This window comes from Mucilaginibacter rubeus, assembly GCF_014643835.1.
Taxonomy (GTDB): domain Bacteria; phylum Bacteroidota; class Bacteroidia; order Sphingobacteriales; family Sphingobacteriaceae; genus Mucilaginibacter; species Mucilaginibacter rubeus.
Map to the genome: position 1 here is coordinate 1,370,906 of NZ_BMKD01000001.1, position 16,303 is coordinate 1,387,208.

Here is a 16,303-nt window from a genome sequence, read left to right on the forward strand (position 1 = left end):
CAAACAATTGATTTTCAAAACCTTATCCAGATGGCACAATCTTTCGTTTCCTGTATTTCATCTTAAGAGATGAGATGCCGGAAACTGAAACTATAATTAACTGATCCGCACCGGTATTAACACCCTTTTGAATAGCTATAACTCAAAAAAACTTTAGTTAAACCACATATCACGACGATGAAAAGGCTTGCCATTTGCATTTTTTTGATAAGCTACGCCTTCGTCGCCGGTGCCCAAAATGTAGTAAAACTGCTCGAAAAGCTTAATAAAACGAGGAAGGACACCAACCGTATCAACATGCAGCTTCAATTAGCCCGGCATTATTTGTACAAACCAGGCAGACCGCATACAGACATGGACAGCGCCGTATATTATATAACCCAGGCCGAAATGCTTAGTAAAACTATCCATGCCACAGCGTACCTGGATAGCGTGGTTTTTATTAAAGGAGAACTCGCTATAGAACAGAACAATTTGAGCCTGGCAAATCAAATTTTTACAGAAGCTGCTAACCATTATCAAACACATCGTCAACCATTAAAAGAAGCTAATGTATGGCGTTATTTTGCAAACCACATGCCTGCGTCAGATAAGGCTAAAACTGATGATAAACTAAAAATCCATAATAAGGCTTACGAAATTTATTTAAAAAACGGGTTCAAACTTCAGGCGGCTGATGAACAGTTCGATATCGCGTTAACTTATCAAAACGCCAATCAATTTGATAAGGCTGAGCAATATTATATTCTGGTAATCAAACAATTTGAGCTGTTAAAAAGCCCCCGAATTGCCGAGGCTTATTATAACCTTGCCGATACCTATTACAGAAAAGGCGATATGCCGAAAGAATTACTTGCCCGCATAAACTGCGTAAACGCTTATGAGGCCAACTCCAAACACGATACTTATTGGGGGCAGTATTATTATTTTACTTTAGGCGTTGCTTACTATAATAAACGGCAGTTTGGGCAAGCGCTCGTTTATCATCAAAAGTGCGTAGACATTGCAGCAAAGCTAAATGCTCATGAGATATATAACCTTGGTGTTCATGAAATACTTACCTGCTATATTAACTTAAAAAAATATCAAACAGCCATTGTCTATCTCAAAAAGACTTATCAAAAATTCCCTCAAAAAACAGTGATTGAGGAAAGCATGTTTCTTTCGGCCGAGATGAAGCTGTACAATCACATGAAGAGTAACGCAAGGGCCGAAAAAATGATCCCAAGATTTAAAAAAATCCTTTTGCTGGTTCGTGACGGTATACCCGAGGAGAGCAAGAAAAATTATTACGCCATGGATAATTTTATTGCTACTTATGATCCGCTACCAAAGCATTACCTGCTAACCAGGCAATGGTTTAAACTGGCTAATGAGTTAACGATGCTGGAAGCGCTGCCCACCGGTAAGATGTCGGTGCTCTCAAAAATGACCATATATCAGCATAGGTTCAAGGTCGATTCGGCTAAAGGCGAATTTCTTGCAGCGCTAAAGGGCTTTCAGCGGATCAAAATTATAAAAGACTCCCTTACCAATATTGCAACGAGCAAGCAAATCAGTGAGCTTGAAACGAAATATTTATCAGTACAAAAGGATAAAAAGATCCAGGAACTCAACAACCAGTCCGCAGTTCAAAAAAACAACCTTGAAAAAATTCACCAACAACGAAATATCACTTTAGCGGGCGTATTGGTAGGCTTTTTATTGGCCGGAATATTATACTTCGCTTACCGAAGCAAGCAACGAAGCAACTTTAAGCTAAAAAACAAACAAGAAGAGATCAATATCCAAAACACTTCGCTCTCTTTCCTTCTGAACGAAAAAGAAAAACTGCTTCAAGATAAAGACAATTTATTAGAGCGTCAACAGGATTTGCTTACTGAAAAAGAATGGTTGCTCCGCGAGGTTCATCATCGGGTTAAAAACAACCTTCAAATAGTAATGAGTTTGTTATACACTCAATCTGCATATCTGCAGAATACCGATGCCCGGGATGCCATAAGGGATAGCCAAAACCGGGTGCAGGCTATTTCTATCATCCATCAAAAGCTTTATAGCAAAAGCAATGTGGCAACTATTGTAATGGCCGATTATATTACCGATTTGGTGAGATATCTCTACACCTGCTATGATTGTGGAAATCGCAAAATCAGGTTTCAGGAAAACCTTGATCAGGTGAACCTTGATATATCGCAAGCCGTACCTATGGGCCTGATCTTGAATGAGGCTATCACTAACAGCATTAAATACGCATTTGATAAAACCGGAGGCGAAATACTTATTAATGCTAAACTGTCAGCACCGGAAACCATTACCTTGCTTATAAGCGACAACGGCAAAGGGCTTCCTTCGAATTTTGATTTGACAGAAACATCGTCCTTAGGAATGGAGATGATGAAAGCACTTAGCAAACAACTGGGCGGAACCTTTGAGATTAAAAATGGGCCAGGGGTAAACGTGCTTGTAATTTTTAAAGTTGAAAGACAAATAAGGAGACTGTCTTCCTAATTAGTCGATCAAATTTCTAAAGCAATTTCATTTCATCCAAAAGCGTTAATAGTGGGATAAGGGGTTCGATTGGATCCCTCTGGCTCCACTGAAAAAAAACCGAACCTAAAGTTCGTTTTTTTATGCTTTTTACAACAAAACAACTAATTGATTATTAAGTATTTATAAATACAATACAGTATACGAAGGTTCGAATCCATCTTTTCTAAAAATTGCACTTATCTTCATCTTCAAAAGGGATAAACCTTTGATAATAAGCGGTTTTTAATAGTTTGGGGTTACAGATATTCATAAATCTTTCAAAAGCGCTCAAATTATTTACACTTTAATAACTTATTAATCGGTCATGGATTTAAAGGTTATTTTTTCAATATTATCAGGTTTTCCTTTTAGGGCGGGAGAGATAGAACCAATTAATTTCCCATTCTTTTTAATGGCAGTAATCTTGCGGAATGAATAGTTGCCTTTTTCGTAATCAAATGTTTCACCGTCATCATCATATAATGAATAAACACCGGGCTTGTTGCCATAATACCTGATCTCGAGATCTACCTTCTGTCCTGCTTTTGGCGCATGCAGCATTGCAGGCATCATAGGTATAATTCCACCATCCTTAACATACACAGGAATTTTATCCAGGCCCGGCTCAACGCTAATCACTTCACCTCCGCCTGCATATTTCCCGGTATAAAAGTCATACCATTTGCCTTTGGGTAGTATTACCTTTCGGCTGGTTTCACCCGCAAATACGGGCGCTACCAATAAATATTCGCCGGCCATATACTGATCTTTAACTTCTTTGGTTATGGCTTCTTCATATGGGTTCTCTTCCAGGTTTATCTGTTTCTTTTCAGTTTTGGCCTCTGAAACTCCAAAGCCGTCTTCCATATACATAGCCCTGAAAGGCGGGATCCCTGCAAAATGATATTTAGCAAATTCGCTGTACCAGTATGGCATCATTTGCATCCGCAGGTTCGCCATAGCTTTTACCTGCTCAGCAACTTCAGGAAACGACCACGGTTTAGTACCACTTGCCCATGCATTGATCATGGCCATCGGCGAAAACACGTTTGATTGGAACCTGCGCAGCCACTCCTCTCCTGTTTTGGATGATCGTACTTCTGGCGTCCATAATACACCGGCAAAACCGCTGTTTACCAGCGCTGTGATAAAATCACGGTGATCATAGTAATCATTATAGATAACATAAGGGAATGATGCACCGCCACCGTTTGATGCACGCACCAGGCCGAATGTACGCTGGTTGCGCTGATGATAAATCTCGTTTGTATAACGCTGCATCATTAACCCATAGGTTTGGCGCATTTGCTCTGCAGCATGACCGGACGGGAAAACAGCTACATCGGGCCATAAGTAATTGTCGCCCCCGTCAACCTCATCCATTTTATACCCGCTGACGCCTATATCTATTTTTCCTTTTTCCAGTTCGCCGAAGAAGATTTTACGCGCTTCGGGCATACTGATGTCTGGTACGATGCCGTTCCAAACGGTATGTGAACCGCTATAGGGTAAAATACTTTTATAAAGGGGTGCTTGTGGCGACACATAGGGATTAGTCCACAAATTAAGCCTGATATTCTTTTTCAGCATATTCTGAACCAAAGCTTTTGGGTCAGGGAACCGGCTTTGATCCCATTCAAAAGTGCAAGGGTACGATTTACTTTGCCAACCAGGTTCAAGCCCTATAAAATCAAGCGGGTACCCCTTTTCTTCAAATGCCTTTACTTCTTCTTCAACTCCGTGCGCGTCGGTTAAACGCTGCATGCGTTGAGTAAAGCCCAGCCCCCAACGCGGCAGCAAGCAGCCTCCGCCATTTAGTAAATTATAGCGCCTCACGGCATCCAGCATGGTTGGCCCGGCAAATACATAAATCTCGGTACCGGCAGCAGGTACCAGTATTTCAACCTCATCTGAATACGGGTGCGAGCTCCATGATTTATCCAGGTTACGGTCTTTCACTTCAGGCGGAGTTTTGCTGTCGCGATTCACAGCTGTGCCCGCGTATATGTTGAGATACCTTGCTGAATTAATAAACACGCCATAACCTTTTGATGATACGTAAAATGGCGTCGGCGCATGTGTACGGCCATTATCCTTACCTGCATAATTATCAACATGAAGGGTAAGCACCTTTCCCCGTTGAAATACGGTTTGAAAATTTAAGCCGAACCCAAACAACTGTTCCTTTTTTTCAAGAGGAAAGCGGAGATAGGTTTTACCATCCTGTACCTTGCTGGTAATTTCCTCCTGTGCCAGGGGAAAACCGGCAGCAGGCATTTTCTGTAAACCGGCATGATAAGCTTGTGCACCTGAGGCCTTCAACAGGTCAAACTCCTCGGGCTTGCCAATGACACCTTTCCAGATGCCTGGTTCTATCTCCGTCCAGCTTATTGATTGCGCATGGAGTGATGCAGCAAAACTTAAAAACAAAACAAACAGCAAACAATATTTTAAATTTTTCATGGTATTACCGGGGAATAACAGTGTATGTTTTGCCTTTTTCAGTGGCAAAATCAATTAAGTAGCCTTTATTAAATGTAATGTCAGGAAGTTGAGTATCATCCACTTTTTGATAAACCGGCATCGCTGGCGGAGTATTTAGTATATTACTATTTATACCAACAGCAGTCTTACTGCCTGTCTCCACAATTTTTACGGGAATCGGTGTACGCAGCCTGCAAATGCCTCCCATGTTTGATTTAATGGTTGCTTTGCTCAGTTTCCCCTTTTTCCAGTCGATAGTCACCTCAAAATTTCCGCGGGCTTTGATGCCTTTGATGCTGCCATCGGCCCAGGCATCGGGCAGGGCTGGTAACAATTCAATTTCACCATCCTGACTTTGCAGCAGCATTTCGGTCATGCCGGCTGTTCCCCCAAAATTTCCATCAATCTGGAAAGGCGGATGCGCATCAAACAAATTCGGATAGGTGCCGCCCCCGCTCATTTGCTCTTTTTTCTGCAATGGGTCCATATAATTAAATGCGGCAGCTAATATTTTATAGGCATGGTTGCCATCATGCATTCGGGCCCACCAGTTCATCTTCCAAGCCATTGACCAGCCTGTACTTACATCTCCCCGGTAAATCATGGATTGTTTTGCGGCAGCTGCTAACTCCGGTGTTTTAAATACGGAGATTTGCCTGCCGGGAAACAGGCTGAACAGTTGCGAAATATGCCTGTGGGTATCTGCCGGATCATCCCAGTCTTTAAACCATTCCTGCAATTGGCCATGCTTGCCTATGTGAAACGGATAAAGTTTATTATATGCATTTTTCAGCTTATCGGCAAATGCGTTATCAATATCCAAAATACGGGCACTACTGATACAATCCAGAAACAGCTCCCGAATAATTGACATATCCATGGTAGAGGCCACGCTTACAAGGTATTCTTTACCATTGATCTTAACTGTGTTTTCGGGTGATGTTGAAGGGTTTGTTACCAGATAGCCTGTGTTGGGATCAGTAACCAGCCAGTGCAGCATAAACTGCGCAGCACCTTTCATAACAGGATAAGCGGTTTTGCTTAAAAAAGCCTTATCACCGGTAAAAAGATAATGATCATACAAATGAAGGCTCATCCAGGCGCCCCCCATTGGCCATGCCGACCACCTTACCGAGCTTTTAGGATCCTGATCATAATTACCAACAGTTGATGTTTTAGCCCAAATATCGGTATTATGATGCTCAACCCAGCCTTCATTGATATTATAATTTACTTTAGCAGTGACTTTACCATTTACCCCAAGCTCTTTCAAAAAATCGAACAATGGCTGATGGCACTCAGAGAGATTGGTATTCTCGGCCAGCCAGTAATTCATTTCGGTATTAATATTGGTGGTATAATTGCTGCCCCAGGGTGGTATTACCTGGTCATTCCAGATCCCCTGTAAATTGGCAGGAGCACTTCCCGGCCTCGAACTGGCAATGAGCAAATAGCGCCCAAATTGATAATACAGCGTTTGCAACTGCTTATCGGGTTTCGCTATATTGAAGTTTTTAAGCCGTTCATCTATCGGCTGTTTTATCATTTCAGCATCAGCGCCTAAATTAAAATCTACACGTTTAAATAAATGCTGATAATCGGCAATATGCCTTTGCTTAAGCAGGTCATATGTTTTTTGTTCGGCAGCCGAAAGGCTCCTATCAGCCTCGATAGCAGGGGCTTTACCCTGTAATCCGGGCGATTTATCAAAGCCATTAAAGCTGGTAGCTTCAGTCAGATATAGGATAACCTCATTTGCACCGCTAACCTGCAGCGCATTGTTAACAGCACTTACTTTCCCCCCAATATTCTTTATTTTAAGGTTGATGCGGAAATTCATACCCTCGCCTTTGGGCTCGTCATAAATCACCTGCCTGGGTTCGTAATCACGGTTAGCAACATAAGTTGGCGCTTTGCCATTCAAAACCAATTTATTGCTACCGGCTGCCGAAACAGTAAAGCGTAGTTTACTTTGCAGGTTGGCCTTGAAATTTACTGCCCCCTTTTTATCGGCAGTAATACGCACTACCATCACCTTGTCGGGGTAACTTATGAAGGTTTCTCGCGAAAAATTAGCTCCATTAACCTTATACCTCACCGTAGATACGGCATTATTTAAATCCAGCTCGCGGCGATAATCACTACAGGTGCTATCAGTCAGGTTAAAATCAAGCAACAAATCGCCTAAAGGAAGATATCGGGCAGTGTAAGGTCCCTGCAGATATTTTTTCCATATTGCTGCTGCTTTGTCAAAATCCCCGGCAAAAACAGCGGCGCGCACTTCGGGCAGATGGGCAGGCCCCTGCGGATTGTTTCCCGGTTCAGGATAACCGGACCAAAGATTATGATCATTCAACTGAAAACGTTCATGATTAACACCGCCAAACACCATAGCTCCGGTAGTAGCATTACCCAGGGGCAGCGCCTCTTCCCAGGCAACCGCGGGTTTTGTATACCAAAGCTTTAAAGCCGCATTATTACTTTTGGTTTGCGCAACAGCAAGTTTGGCACTTATCAAACCCACAAAAACTAAATACTTTTTAAGCTGATGCATATTAAAGATTTATAAATACAGTTTGTAATCCCGGCGATTGCACGCCTACTACACTTTTACCGTTTTGGGTTTGTACTTTTATAGTAGCGCGACCATTATAAGCCTGCACTTTTCTTGATCCGCCTGATGTACCTAAATCATCCTGCAATATGCCATCCCCGCTTAGCGAAAAGCTGAGCCAGTTTATAGCATCGAGGCACTGGATACCGTTTTTATCTAAAACTTTAACCTGTACTGTGGCAAAACCATTTTCTTCTGCTATTTTCTCAACTATCAGTTTAGCCGGCCTATCCCATTTATCTGTTTGATAAATCTGGTTAATCTCATCGGTTACGGTAGCTTTTCCCTTTTGAGCCACTACGCGGATATTGTTGCTGCCTTTCTTAAACGTTACCACCCAGCGCAAACCGGCAGCAGGAAAATCCTGGCTGTTCCGTTTTTTTATACCGCAGCTCTTTCCATTCAGAAATAACTCGGCGGTTTCACAGTTCGAATAAACTTTAATCACCTTCTGTTCTCCCTCGCTTCCCCATCTTACAGGCCAGGTATGCCCGTAAATATGTGCCATTGGTTTGGTTGTCCAATACGATTGAAAAACGTAATATGATTCCTTTTTGGTCATGTCCCGTTCCACCACACCCTTTTGGTTCATATAAGGGATCGGATTGTCCGGCCGTAACGGTGTCGAAAAATCTTTGAATACCCAAAAGGCCGATCCTGTTAACCAGGGCATTGTCTCCTGCTCTTTTAAATGCCAGTCGAAAAGATTGCAGATATAGCTTTCGCTCCAGTCGCCATCCTTTGAAACCCTTGCATCTCCGCCGGAGAGCGACGCGTCGCCGGCGCGTTCATCGGCGCCGCCTCCCTTCTTAATATTAACAAAGGCCTTATCAGGATCTTCAGAATGACGCAACGCATGGCTGTCCCCGCCCCATTCTGCATGAAAAAAGTGGTTTACTTTCTTAAACTCATCGAGGGTTGTTTGCTTATACTCGTTATAAGTACCACGATACCAGCCTGCCCATATAGAGGGTGAATACACATCAACAATATCCTTGCAAAAGTCACAACGACGAATGGTGGTTTTTCGGGATGGATCGAGCCGGTGGGCAAGGTCATTTTGCTCGCTCATAAAGGCCCTGATCTTTGCTTTATCAAACTCTGAGAAATCACCTTCCCAATCATTCTCATTTCCAAGCCCCCATAAAATTATAGCTGGATGATTATAATGCTGCTCAATCATGTTGGTAAGCATTTGCCGGGCCTGATTTTTATAAATCTCGCCTCCCAAGCCACCGCGGCACCAGGGCTCTTCTTCCCAGGCCAAAATACCCAGGCTATCGCACAGATTAAGTGCAATCCGCGATTGCTGGTAATGGCCCAGGCGAATAAAGTTTACGCCCATATCTTTCATGAGCTGCATTTCCTGCCTGATCATACCTTCGGTCATCGCAGCTGCAACACCTGCCTCGTCTTCATGACGATGGGTACCCCTTAACAATAGGCGTTTACCGTTAAGCATGAAAGGCCCATGATCCACAAATTCAAAATTCCGGAACCCTATCTTTTCCCTTTGGGTAAAAGTACTGCCATTGGCACGCGCACTAACCTCAACAGTATATAACACCGGATGATCTGGCGACCATAATTGCGGCTTTTTAACCGTAAATGAACCAACCGGTATTTCTCCCGCAGTAGAAGATAAATTATATTTTGATTGCTGGATAATTTTACCCTGCGGATCAATGATCTTAATATCACCCTCAACTGCATTTATTTTTTCAGGATCATAGACACGAAGACCAATATTTAACTTCCCTTGCTTACCATCTTTATCAACCTCTGCCTTGGCAAAAACCTTATCCAACGAAACAACAGGTACGTATACTAAAATGAGATACCGGTAAAGTCCGCCATACACTGTAAAGTCCGATAAACGTGACGGAATACTTTCAAGGTCGCGCGAGTTATCACACCTTATTTCGACAGGGATATTTCCTTTAAATTGAGTTTGGCAGATCTCTGTTTTCTTAAAGTCATTAACAGCCTTTGTTATATCTACCGTCCATTCATCGTAGCCGCCCAAATGCGAACCTACTTTGGTGTTATATACATAAACGTCAGTCTTTTGCCCGGCACCTTCAAAATGCAATAGTGTACGCCCTCTTTGATATGGGTTATTGATGCTTACCTGGGTACGGTACCATCCCGGCCCCTGGTAGTAGTTCACATCGGGATCTACCGCGTCACGCGCGTTAAAACAATGCGGAAGCACTACCTGCTGCCAGTGCGGAACATCATGCGGAATGCCTTTATCTTCCGGACGGATGGCTTCCCAAATCCCACCTAAATCTTGTTTTATAAACTGCCAGCCCGTATCTAAACGGGTACTTTGCTGCGCGAATAAAGACTTAGTACTCAAAACAAATATCAATATTAAATACAGTCCCAGATTTTTCAACTGCATATTAATGGGTAGTTAATTTATAAGCTACTACCTTTTTTCCAAAAAACGTTGGCACATACAAAATGTGATTAATGGTGTCGTAACCTAAATCGGCCGTATTCATCTTTTGTGCCTCCGAATCAAGCAGGGTTTCTATTTTACCATCGGCTGTTATGTAAAATATGTGCCCCGACCAGCAGGTAATCAAAAAGTCGCCATTACCTACCGGCTCTAAACCATCACCTCCACAGCTTAGCGTGGCAATTTGTGTTAAATTACCCTTGCTATCCGCCTTCATGAACTTCGGTCCGCCGAGGATATATAGATCATCGTTGATGGCTTTAAGCCCGTTTACACCATTTACGTTGGTTAAAAAAGTTGTTACCTGGCCCTTTTCAATCCGGTGGATCTTTTTGGTTTTACTGTCTGAAACGTAAACTATCCCTTTGCTATCTACGGTAATGTCATTTAACATTTTTGCGCTGTCGACAGGTATCTTATTGATCACTTTGCCTGTTTTAATATCAATGACTACCACTTCCGACAAATCGGCTGCATACAATTGATCCTCAACCCGCCCAAGGCCTTTAGGTGAATTTAATCCGGTTGTAAAGTTCAGGTCGATAATCTTTCCATCCAGTCCGATCTTTGCAACCCCACCTTTACCATCAACTGCGCTGGGATTTCCTTCAATTTCTGATACATATAAGATTTTCTTTTTAAAATCCGGTAAAACCGATTCGGGGATCCGTACTACTGTATCAGTTTCCCAAAGCTTTTCCAATTGGTGTGTTTGTGCAAAAGCGCCCTGTACTATAAATGCCATTAAAGCAGGCAATGTTGATTTTAATATCTTTTTCATAGCGGTTTGTTTTATATATCAAGATACAGTTTATAACACAACAGCCTGTGTACCACCGTCAGTTATTCTGTATTTAATTACTTTACTACCCTCAGTAATGGAGATAAGCAGTTTCCCTTTGTTTAGCCGTGAAACCTGAAGGTTAAAAACATGGCCGAATGCATGAATATTATTCAGGGCCATCTCATTCCATCCGTTTGGTAAACGGGGAGTACAATCAAAATTGCTGAAACCTGTTGGCCTGATGCCGAATAAGCCTTCGGTAAAAATCCGGCAGTAAAGCCCGCTTTCGGCCGACAAATGTCTTTGGTTACCTTCGGGATAAGCTTCCACCGGATAAGGCACGTGCTCCCCTAACAGCCTCCTTTGCGAATAATAGCGCAGATAATCCATTGCTTTTTCAGTTTTACCCACCTGAAATACGCCGCGAAGCGCATACAGGGTTGAACGGTCCCAAAATGTTTCTTTGCCCGCCTGTGTTGCTAATCCATCAGCAGTCCATAAGCTTGGCGAAAACAGGGCATTGATTGTTCCTTCGCTCCTGTCTAAAATACCCATGGTAAGCGGCAGGCAAATCCAGGCACGCAATACATCATTAGTTTCATAGTATTTATAGGTTTCAAAACCCTCAAGAGTTGCCCCAAAGTATTTTTCGATATTGATTTTAAGCGCCGCGGCCTGCTTTAAATATTCGTCTGTTTGTGTTTTGGGCTGATGCAATTGTTTGCCAAGATATGCGGCGGAGATCAGGGCATCATAATAAAGGCTATTGGTTGAAAGGTTGGCTTTGCCCGATGGAAAGCGCCCTTCCAGTTCGTCATGATCAGATGTAACAACCCCCTGGTCGTTCAGTTTCCGGTGACTATATTCAAGGCACCAGGTAATGAGCGGCCACAGTTTTTTGGCAGAGTCGGGTTTGCCATAAGCTAATGCATACCTTGACGCCCCGTAAGCGATCATCGCCTGATCTCCCCTGTCACCAGCTCCTTTCCATACTGCATCGCCTTCAGCCACTATCGAGCTGGGAATTGGTTTATATTCCAGGTTCATATATTTTGCAAACAGCCTGTAACAGTTCATGGCCGACAGGTTACCGATACTATCTCCTGAAAAAGCGAAAAAGGGGCTAATATATTCGGCCTGATCATTAGCCCAGATAGCTGCATAATACGCAAGCCCACCGGGGCCGTGCAGGTAGCCTACCTTGGTTTTGTAAATACTCTCCGTGCCCCTGATTTTGGCAAAGGCGAAGGCGGTATTTAATAAGGTATCGGGTGTTTTTAATTGCAGGGGCGATAAAATTGTATTTATACGATCTTCACGAGCCTTTTCTTCCGCATTAGCATCAATTTTAACAGGCTGGGCCGGAAAATCTGTAGCGAGGTAATAAATCGAAAAGGTAGTATTTGATCCCGGCTGAACTACCCTGCTGCCAGGATCAACAGCGCCATTGATAACCGAATGGGGCCTTACCTTACTTTTAGCACTATCCGTCCTAACCTCACACCGCAGATATTCCATAGCAATGGTAACTGGCTTATCGGTTATATTGGTAAACACAAACTTTTCAATTACCATTGGCTTATCTACCGATGGGAAGATGCTCCGATCGATTTTCACCAGCGCCGGATTACCTGCCGTAGCAGCTATCCTCATGATCCCTTTATGGCTGATACTGGTGATATTATATGAAAGATCGCCTGATTTTTTACCATTGGCCAGGTCTGTCTTTAGCTTACGGTTGTTGACAAAAAAGCGCGGCAATTCGCCGTCAACAAATGAATAATCGATGTGGGTCCGCGTGCCATCGGGCAACATCCTGAAAGTAGGAAAAACAACGGTTCTTGAAATAGACAAGTTACCGGCGCTATCTAAGCCATACTGTACCCATACAGATACTTTCTCGCCCGACATTTCGATATGATCGGTGTGGGGCAACCGGCCATTAATAGTCCATTTAATGCTTCCGTCAGGCTGAATCGCCCATCTATCTGTTTGCACGGGCGACACAACCTGCTGGGCATAAACCATATGCGGAAAAATAAAAGTAAGGACAACTAAAAATATTTTCTGTGGATATATCTTCATATGTTCTGTTTGATGGCTAAATAATGCTAATTTAAAATGGCAATGCCTGCTTTTAGACCGGCAGATAGTTCAACCTTTTTTGAGATTCCGGGAATGTTATTTTTCAGGATCTTGATATTACCGCTTGCGTCACCTTCAACACGTACAAATGCATCTGCAGAACCAGCAACCGTGGTATTCTTTATCAAAGCTTCGGCAACGCTTTCTAACCTGATCACTGCTTGGGCTCCTGCTGTTTCAGGAATTATGCAGGAATTAAGTTCAATGTTTTTCCCGTCCTCACAAATGAAAGCCGGTCTGAGGTCATTGCTACCTAATGTGAGTTTTATATTATCGAGTTTTAACCAGTCAACATGCCTGGCCCATATGCCATAAGCAGGAACAAGCGGACCAAATGTTTTTACTTCGGGATATTTATCGATGGCTTCCGGAACAACCTGCCGGGCGTTTTCTTCGCTGCCGCCACCGGCCAGATTTATCTCGATGTTTTTTAAAGTGAGCCCTTTAATATTATGCCCGGGAATCCCTGTTATCAGAATGCCTGACGGCGGCATGAGCTGTGCATTATCTGCTGCCTTTGCCTTAACATTTTGAATGGTTACATTTTCAAGTGTTCCTATTGGTTGCTGTGTATCCTGATCTTTGCGGAATACGCTTAACCTTGCCCCCAAACGGATCAGGATAGGCGTTTTCACTTCCACCATGGTAATATCAGCTATTTCAATATTCCTGATATTCGCCCCATCTACAGAAAGCAGCTTGATACCTCCGTTAGCCGTGTCATAAATATAACACTCTGAAATCCTGATATTTTCAAATGGCGCCATCGATTCTGTACCGATCTTGATGGCACCCTGCCCGCTTTTTAAGCGCAAGCCCGAAATCACAATATTTTTACAGGCCATTTTGCTTGATGTTGTTTTGAAACACAAGGCATCATCGCCGCTTACCACATCGCAATTTTTGATAGTTACATCCTGGCAGCCGTCTATATCCATGCCGTCGTTATGGGCAACTCCCCTGCTTTCAATTTTTACGTTTTGAATATTTACCTGCCTGCATTGAAAGTAGTGGGAGGTCCAGGCAGCTGAGTAATTTAAAGTAACGCCACTTATTGAAACATTTTGGCAACGTACAACCCGCAATAAAAAAGGGCGTCGTCCCCAGCGTTGTGATTCGGCACGGGTATCGGTTAAGATCTGCTGTGCTTTTAGCTTTGCTCCCTGCCCATCAATAATTCCTTCGCCTTCAATGCTGATGTTCTTTTTGTCGACGGCTACAACCAGCGCCCAGCCTACGCTTATCCCAAGCCCTTCAACAAAGGGATCAAGGTTTTTATAATCATTAACATCGGTACTTCCTAATAAAACAGCCCCCTTATTCAAATGCAGGGTAATATTATTATTCAATGCAATTGTGCCGGTTAAAAAAACACCCGATGGAACAACCACCTTGCCGCCGCCACTTTTATGGCACGCATCAATGGCATTTTGAATTGCCATTGTATTTAGTGTAGTACCATTACCGGTAGCACCAAAAGCGGTAATATCCACCTCGGCAGCGAACAACCTAAAATCAGATGTCAAAACGATAAAAGCTATACAAAACAACAACCTCATTACCCTGCACATATCTATTTTTTCTTTTCGGCTTTAATCATTTCAGTTCCGGCCAGTAATAACGCGCCTAAACCATGGGTATCGTTCAATTCGGTTGGGCGGGTATAATAAAATTTGATGTCAGTATCCATATTGGTGCCGATACAAACATCCTGTAGCTGGCCATCAGCAGTTATTTTTGAGGCTAAGCCTTTCCATCCTTCACGGGCAATGGCTATATATTTTTCATTTATCCAGCCCTGGTTTACTGCCCTTGCTACCGCATAAGTGTACATAGCGGTAACTGATGTTTCGAGGTATGAATCAGGCTTATCCAATAGCTGATGCCACAACCCGGTTTGATCCTGGTAACGGGCATAACCCACTATTTGCCTCAACAGCAATTTGATCAGTTCGGCACGTTTGGGATGGTTTGCAGGTAAATTGTTTAACAGCTCAACCTGTGCCATAGCTATCCATCCGTTACTGCGGCCCCAATGTCCTACCCCATTGGTTTGATCATCGCTGTAATAATTATGAAAAAACAAACCGGTGGCAGGATCATAAAGGTATTTGTTGAAATTCTCCACCTGTTTGATAGCATCATCAAAGTATTTATTATCGCCGGTAAGTTTGCCCATACGTGCCAAAAACGGAATGCTCATGAACATATCGTCGGCCCAAAGCGTGCCAAAGCGGGGCTGCGGGCGGGCAAGTGTACCATCGGGCAAGCGCATTTGTTTAGTTAGGATATAGGCAGCAGACCTTTCCAGATAGGCCTCATAATCCTTCCTTTGTGCAAGGGCATCCACATCAAACAAACCAGCCGACATTGCGCCACAAGCATCGAGATTAGTAATATTGAATACAGAACCGTATTCTACCTTACCTGCTTTTGCTTTGTAAAGCGTTTCGAAATAACTAAGGTTATCAAAAATAAAAGCAAAATTATGCTGTGAATAGTCTGAATATTTTTTGTCGCCAAGCACATCCGCAGTTTGCATCATGCCTATAGTTAAAACACCATTTACATATGCCCATTTGTTGTATTTATTATCAACCTTGACATCTATGGATGAAGCCAATCCCTTGGTAGAATTATATTTTTCGTTTGTTTTAGCATTAACAAACTGAAAGGAAGTTTCCTTAATAATGTTATCGGCAACACGGCGCACAATATTTTCAGTATTAACGTCCTGCCCAAACGCTGCCGAAGCATAGGCAATAAGCAACAAGTATAAAAATGATTTCATTTTAGCTGTTTTTAATTTGATTGTTATATATTTTTAATAGCTGCCTTCTTTATATTCTTCGCGCGGACCGCCTTAACCTGAGCTGCTGTAATTGCCCCGCCTTTATTACCAAAACTTTTCCGCACATAAGTCAACACATCTGCTATTTCCCGGTCCTTCAAAAAATCATGAGCGGGCATCACATTTGAATATGATTCTCCATCAATATCAATGTTCTCCGAAAACCCGTTAAGTACCACTTTAATTAATTGTGTATGATCACCTGTTACATAGGATGTTTTGATTAATGGCGGGTTCATATTTGGAACCCCTCCGCCATCGGCCTGGTGGCAGGTTAAGCAATGATTTATATAGATAGCTTTGCCATTCGCCATAGAAACAGCCAAACCTGCAACCGGCTTCGCTTTTGACTTTGCCCTGTTTTTAACCTGTGCCATTAGCTGGAAACAGCTAAAAGCAAAAAGAAGGGTCAATAAATATTTAGCCATT

General features: G+C 42.8%; 9 protein-coding genes. 1 reads left to right on the forward strand and 8 read right to left on the reverse strand.

Going from position 1 to position 16,303, the window contains the following annotated elements:
* Window positions 1–177: 177 nt before the first annotated feature.
* Window positions 178–2,508, forward strand: a complete 2,331-nt coding sequence (locus tag IEX80_RS05610; protein WP_188832272.1) for a tetratricopeptide repeat-containing sensor histidine kinase — start codon at window positions 178–180, stop codon at window positions 2,506–2,508.
* A 336-nt stretch (window positions 2,509–2,844) separates the two neighbouring features.
* Here the strand turns inward: IEX80_RS05610 and IEX80_RS05615 are convergent, their stop codons facing one another.
* From IEX80_RS05615 to IEX80_RS05650, 8 genes are read right to left on the reverse strand one after another with little or no spacing between them, the layout of a single operon-like run.
* Window positions 2,845–4,992: a glycoside hydrolase family 31 protein gene (locus IEX80_RS05615; RefSeq protein WP_188832273.1), complete on the reverse strand. Its 2,148-nt coding sequence runs from the start codon at window positions 4,990–4,992 to the stop codon at window positions 2,845–2,847.
* Between the two features lie 4 nt (window positions 4,993–4,996).
* On the reverse strand, window positions 4,997–7,567 hold the full coding sequence (locus IEX80_RS05620) for a glycoside hydrolase family 95 protein (RefSeq protein WP_188832274.1): 2,571 nt from the start codon (window positions 7,565–7,567) through the stop codon (window positions 4,997–4,999).
* A 1-nt stretch (window position 7,568) separates the two neighbouring features.
* Window positions 7,569–10,034: a glycoside hydrolase family 2 TIM barrel-domain containing protein gene (locus tag IEX80_RS05625; protein WP_188832275.1), complete on the reverse strand. Its 2,466-nt coding sequence runs from the start codon at window positions 10,032–10,034 to the stop codon at window positions 7,569–7,571.
* 1 nt (window position 10,035) lies between these two features.
* Entirely contained in the window at window positions 10,036–10,875 is an 840-nt protein-coding gene (locus tag IEX80_RS05630) for an SMP-30/gluconolactonase/LRE family protein (protein ID WP_229701524.1), read from the reverse strand.
* Window positions 10,876–10,905: 30 nt separating this feature from the next.
* Complete coding sequence (locus tag IEX80_RS05635; protein ID WP_188832276.1) at window positions 10,906–12,963, reverse strand: glucosidase family protein; 2,058 nt, start codon at window positions 12,961–12,963, stop codon at window positions 10,906–10,908.
* A 26-nt stretch (window positions 12,964–12,989) separates the two neighbouring features.
* Window positions 12,990–14,549, reverse strand: coding sequence for a glycoside hydrolase family 28 protein (locus IEX80_RS05640; protein ID WP_229701525.1), 1,560 nt, complete (start codon window positions 14,547–14,549; stop codon window positions 12,990–12,992).
* Between the two features lie 47 nt (window positions 14,550–14,596).
* On the reverse strand, window positions 14,597–15,814 hold the full coding sequence (locus IEX80_RS05645; protein ID WP_188832278.1) for a glycoside hydrolase family 88/105 protein: 1,218 nt from the start codon (window positions 15,812–15,814) through the stop codon (window positions 14,597–14,599).
* A 23-nt stretch (window positions 15,815–15,837) separates the two neighbouring features.
* Window positions 15,838–16,302 carry a c-type cytochrome gene (locus IEX80_RS05650; protein WP_188832279.1) on the reverse strand — a complete coding sequence of 155 codons (465 nt, stop codon included), beginning with the start codon at window positions 16,300–16,302 and terminating at the stop codon, window positions 15,838–15,840.
* Window position 16,303: the final 1 nt, after the last annotated feature.

What these genes read in the sequence shown, in the direction of transcription:
- IEX80_RS05610 (WP_188832272.1), top strand. Translation starts at nt 178, where the DNA reads ATGAAAAGGCTTGCCATTTGCATTTTTTTGATAAGCTACGCCTTCGTC.
- IEX80_RS05615 (WP_188832273.1), bottom strand. Translation starts at nt 4,992, where the DNA reads ATGAAAAATTTAAAATATTGTTTGCTGTTTGTTTTGTTTTTAAGTTTT.
- IEX80_RS05620 (WP_188832274.1), bottom strand. Translation starts at nt 7,567, where the DNA reads ATGCATCAGCTTAAAAAGTATTTAGTTTTTGTGGGTTTGATAAGTGCC.
- IEX80_RS05625 (WP_188832275.1), bottom strand. Translation starts at nt 10,034, where the DNA reads ATGCAGTTGAAAAATCTGGGACTGTATTTAATATTGATATTTGTTTTG.
- IEX80_RS05630 (WP_229701524.1), bottom strand. Translation starts at nt 10,875, where the DNA reads ATGAAAAAGATATTAAAATCAACATTGCCTGCTTTAATGGCATTTATA.
- IEX80_RS05635 (WP_188832276.1), bottom strand. Translation starts at nt 12,963, where the DNA reads ATGAAGATATATCCACAGAAAATATTTTTAGTTGTCCTTACTTTTATT.
- IEX80_RS05645 (WP_188832278.1), bottom strand. Translation starts at nt 15,814, where the DNA reads ATGAAATCATTTTTATACTTGTTGCTTATTGCCTATGCTTCGGCAGCG.
- IEX80_RS05650 (WP_188832279.1), bottom strand. Translation starts at nt 16,302, where the DNA reads ATGGCTAAATATTTATTGACCCTTCTTTTTGCTTTTAGCTGTTTCCAG.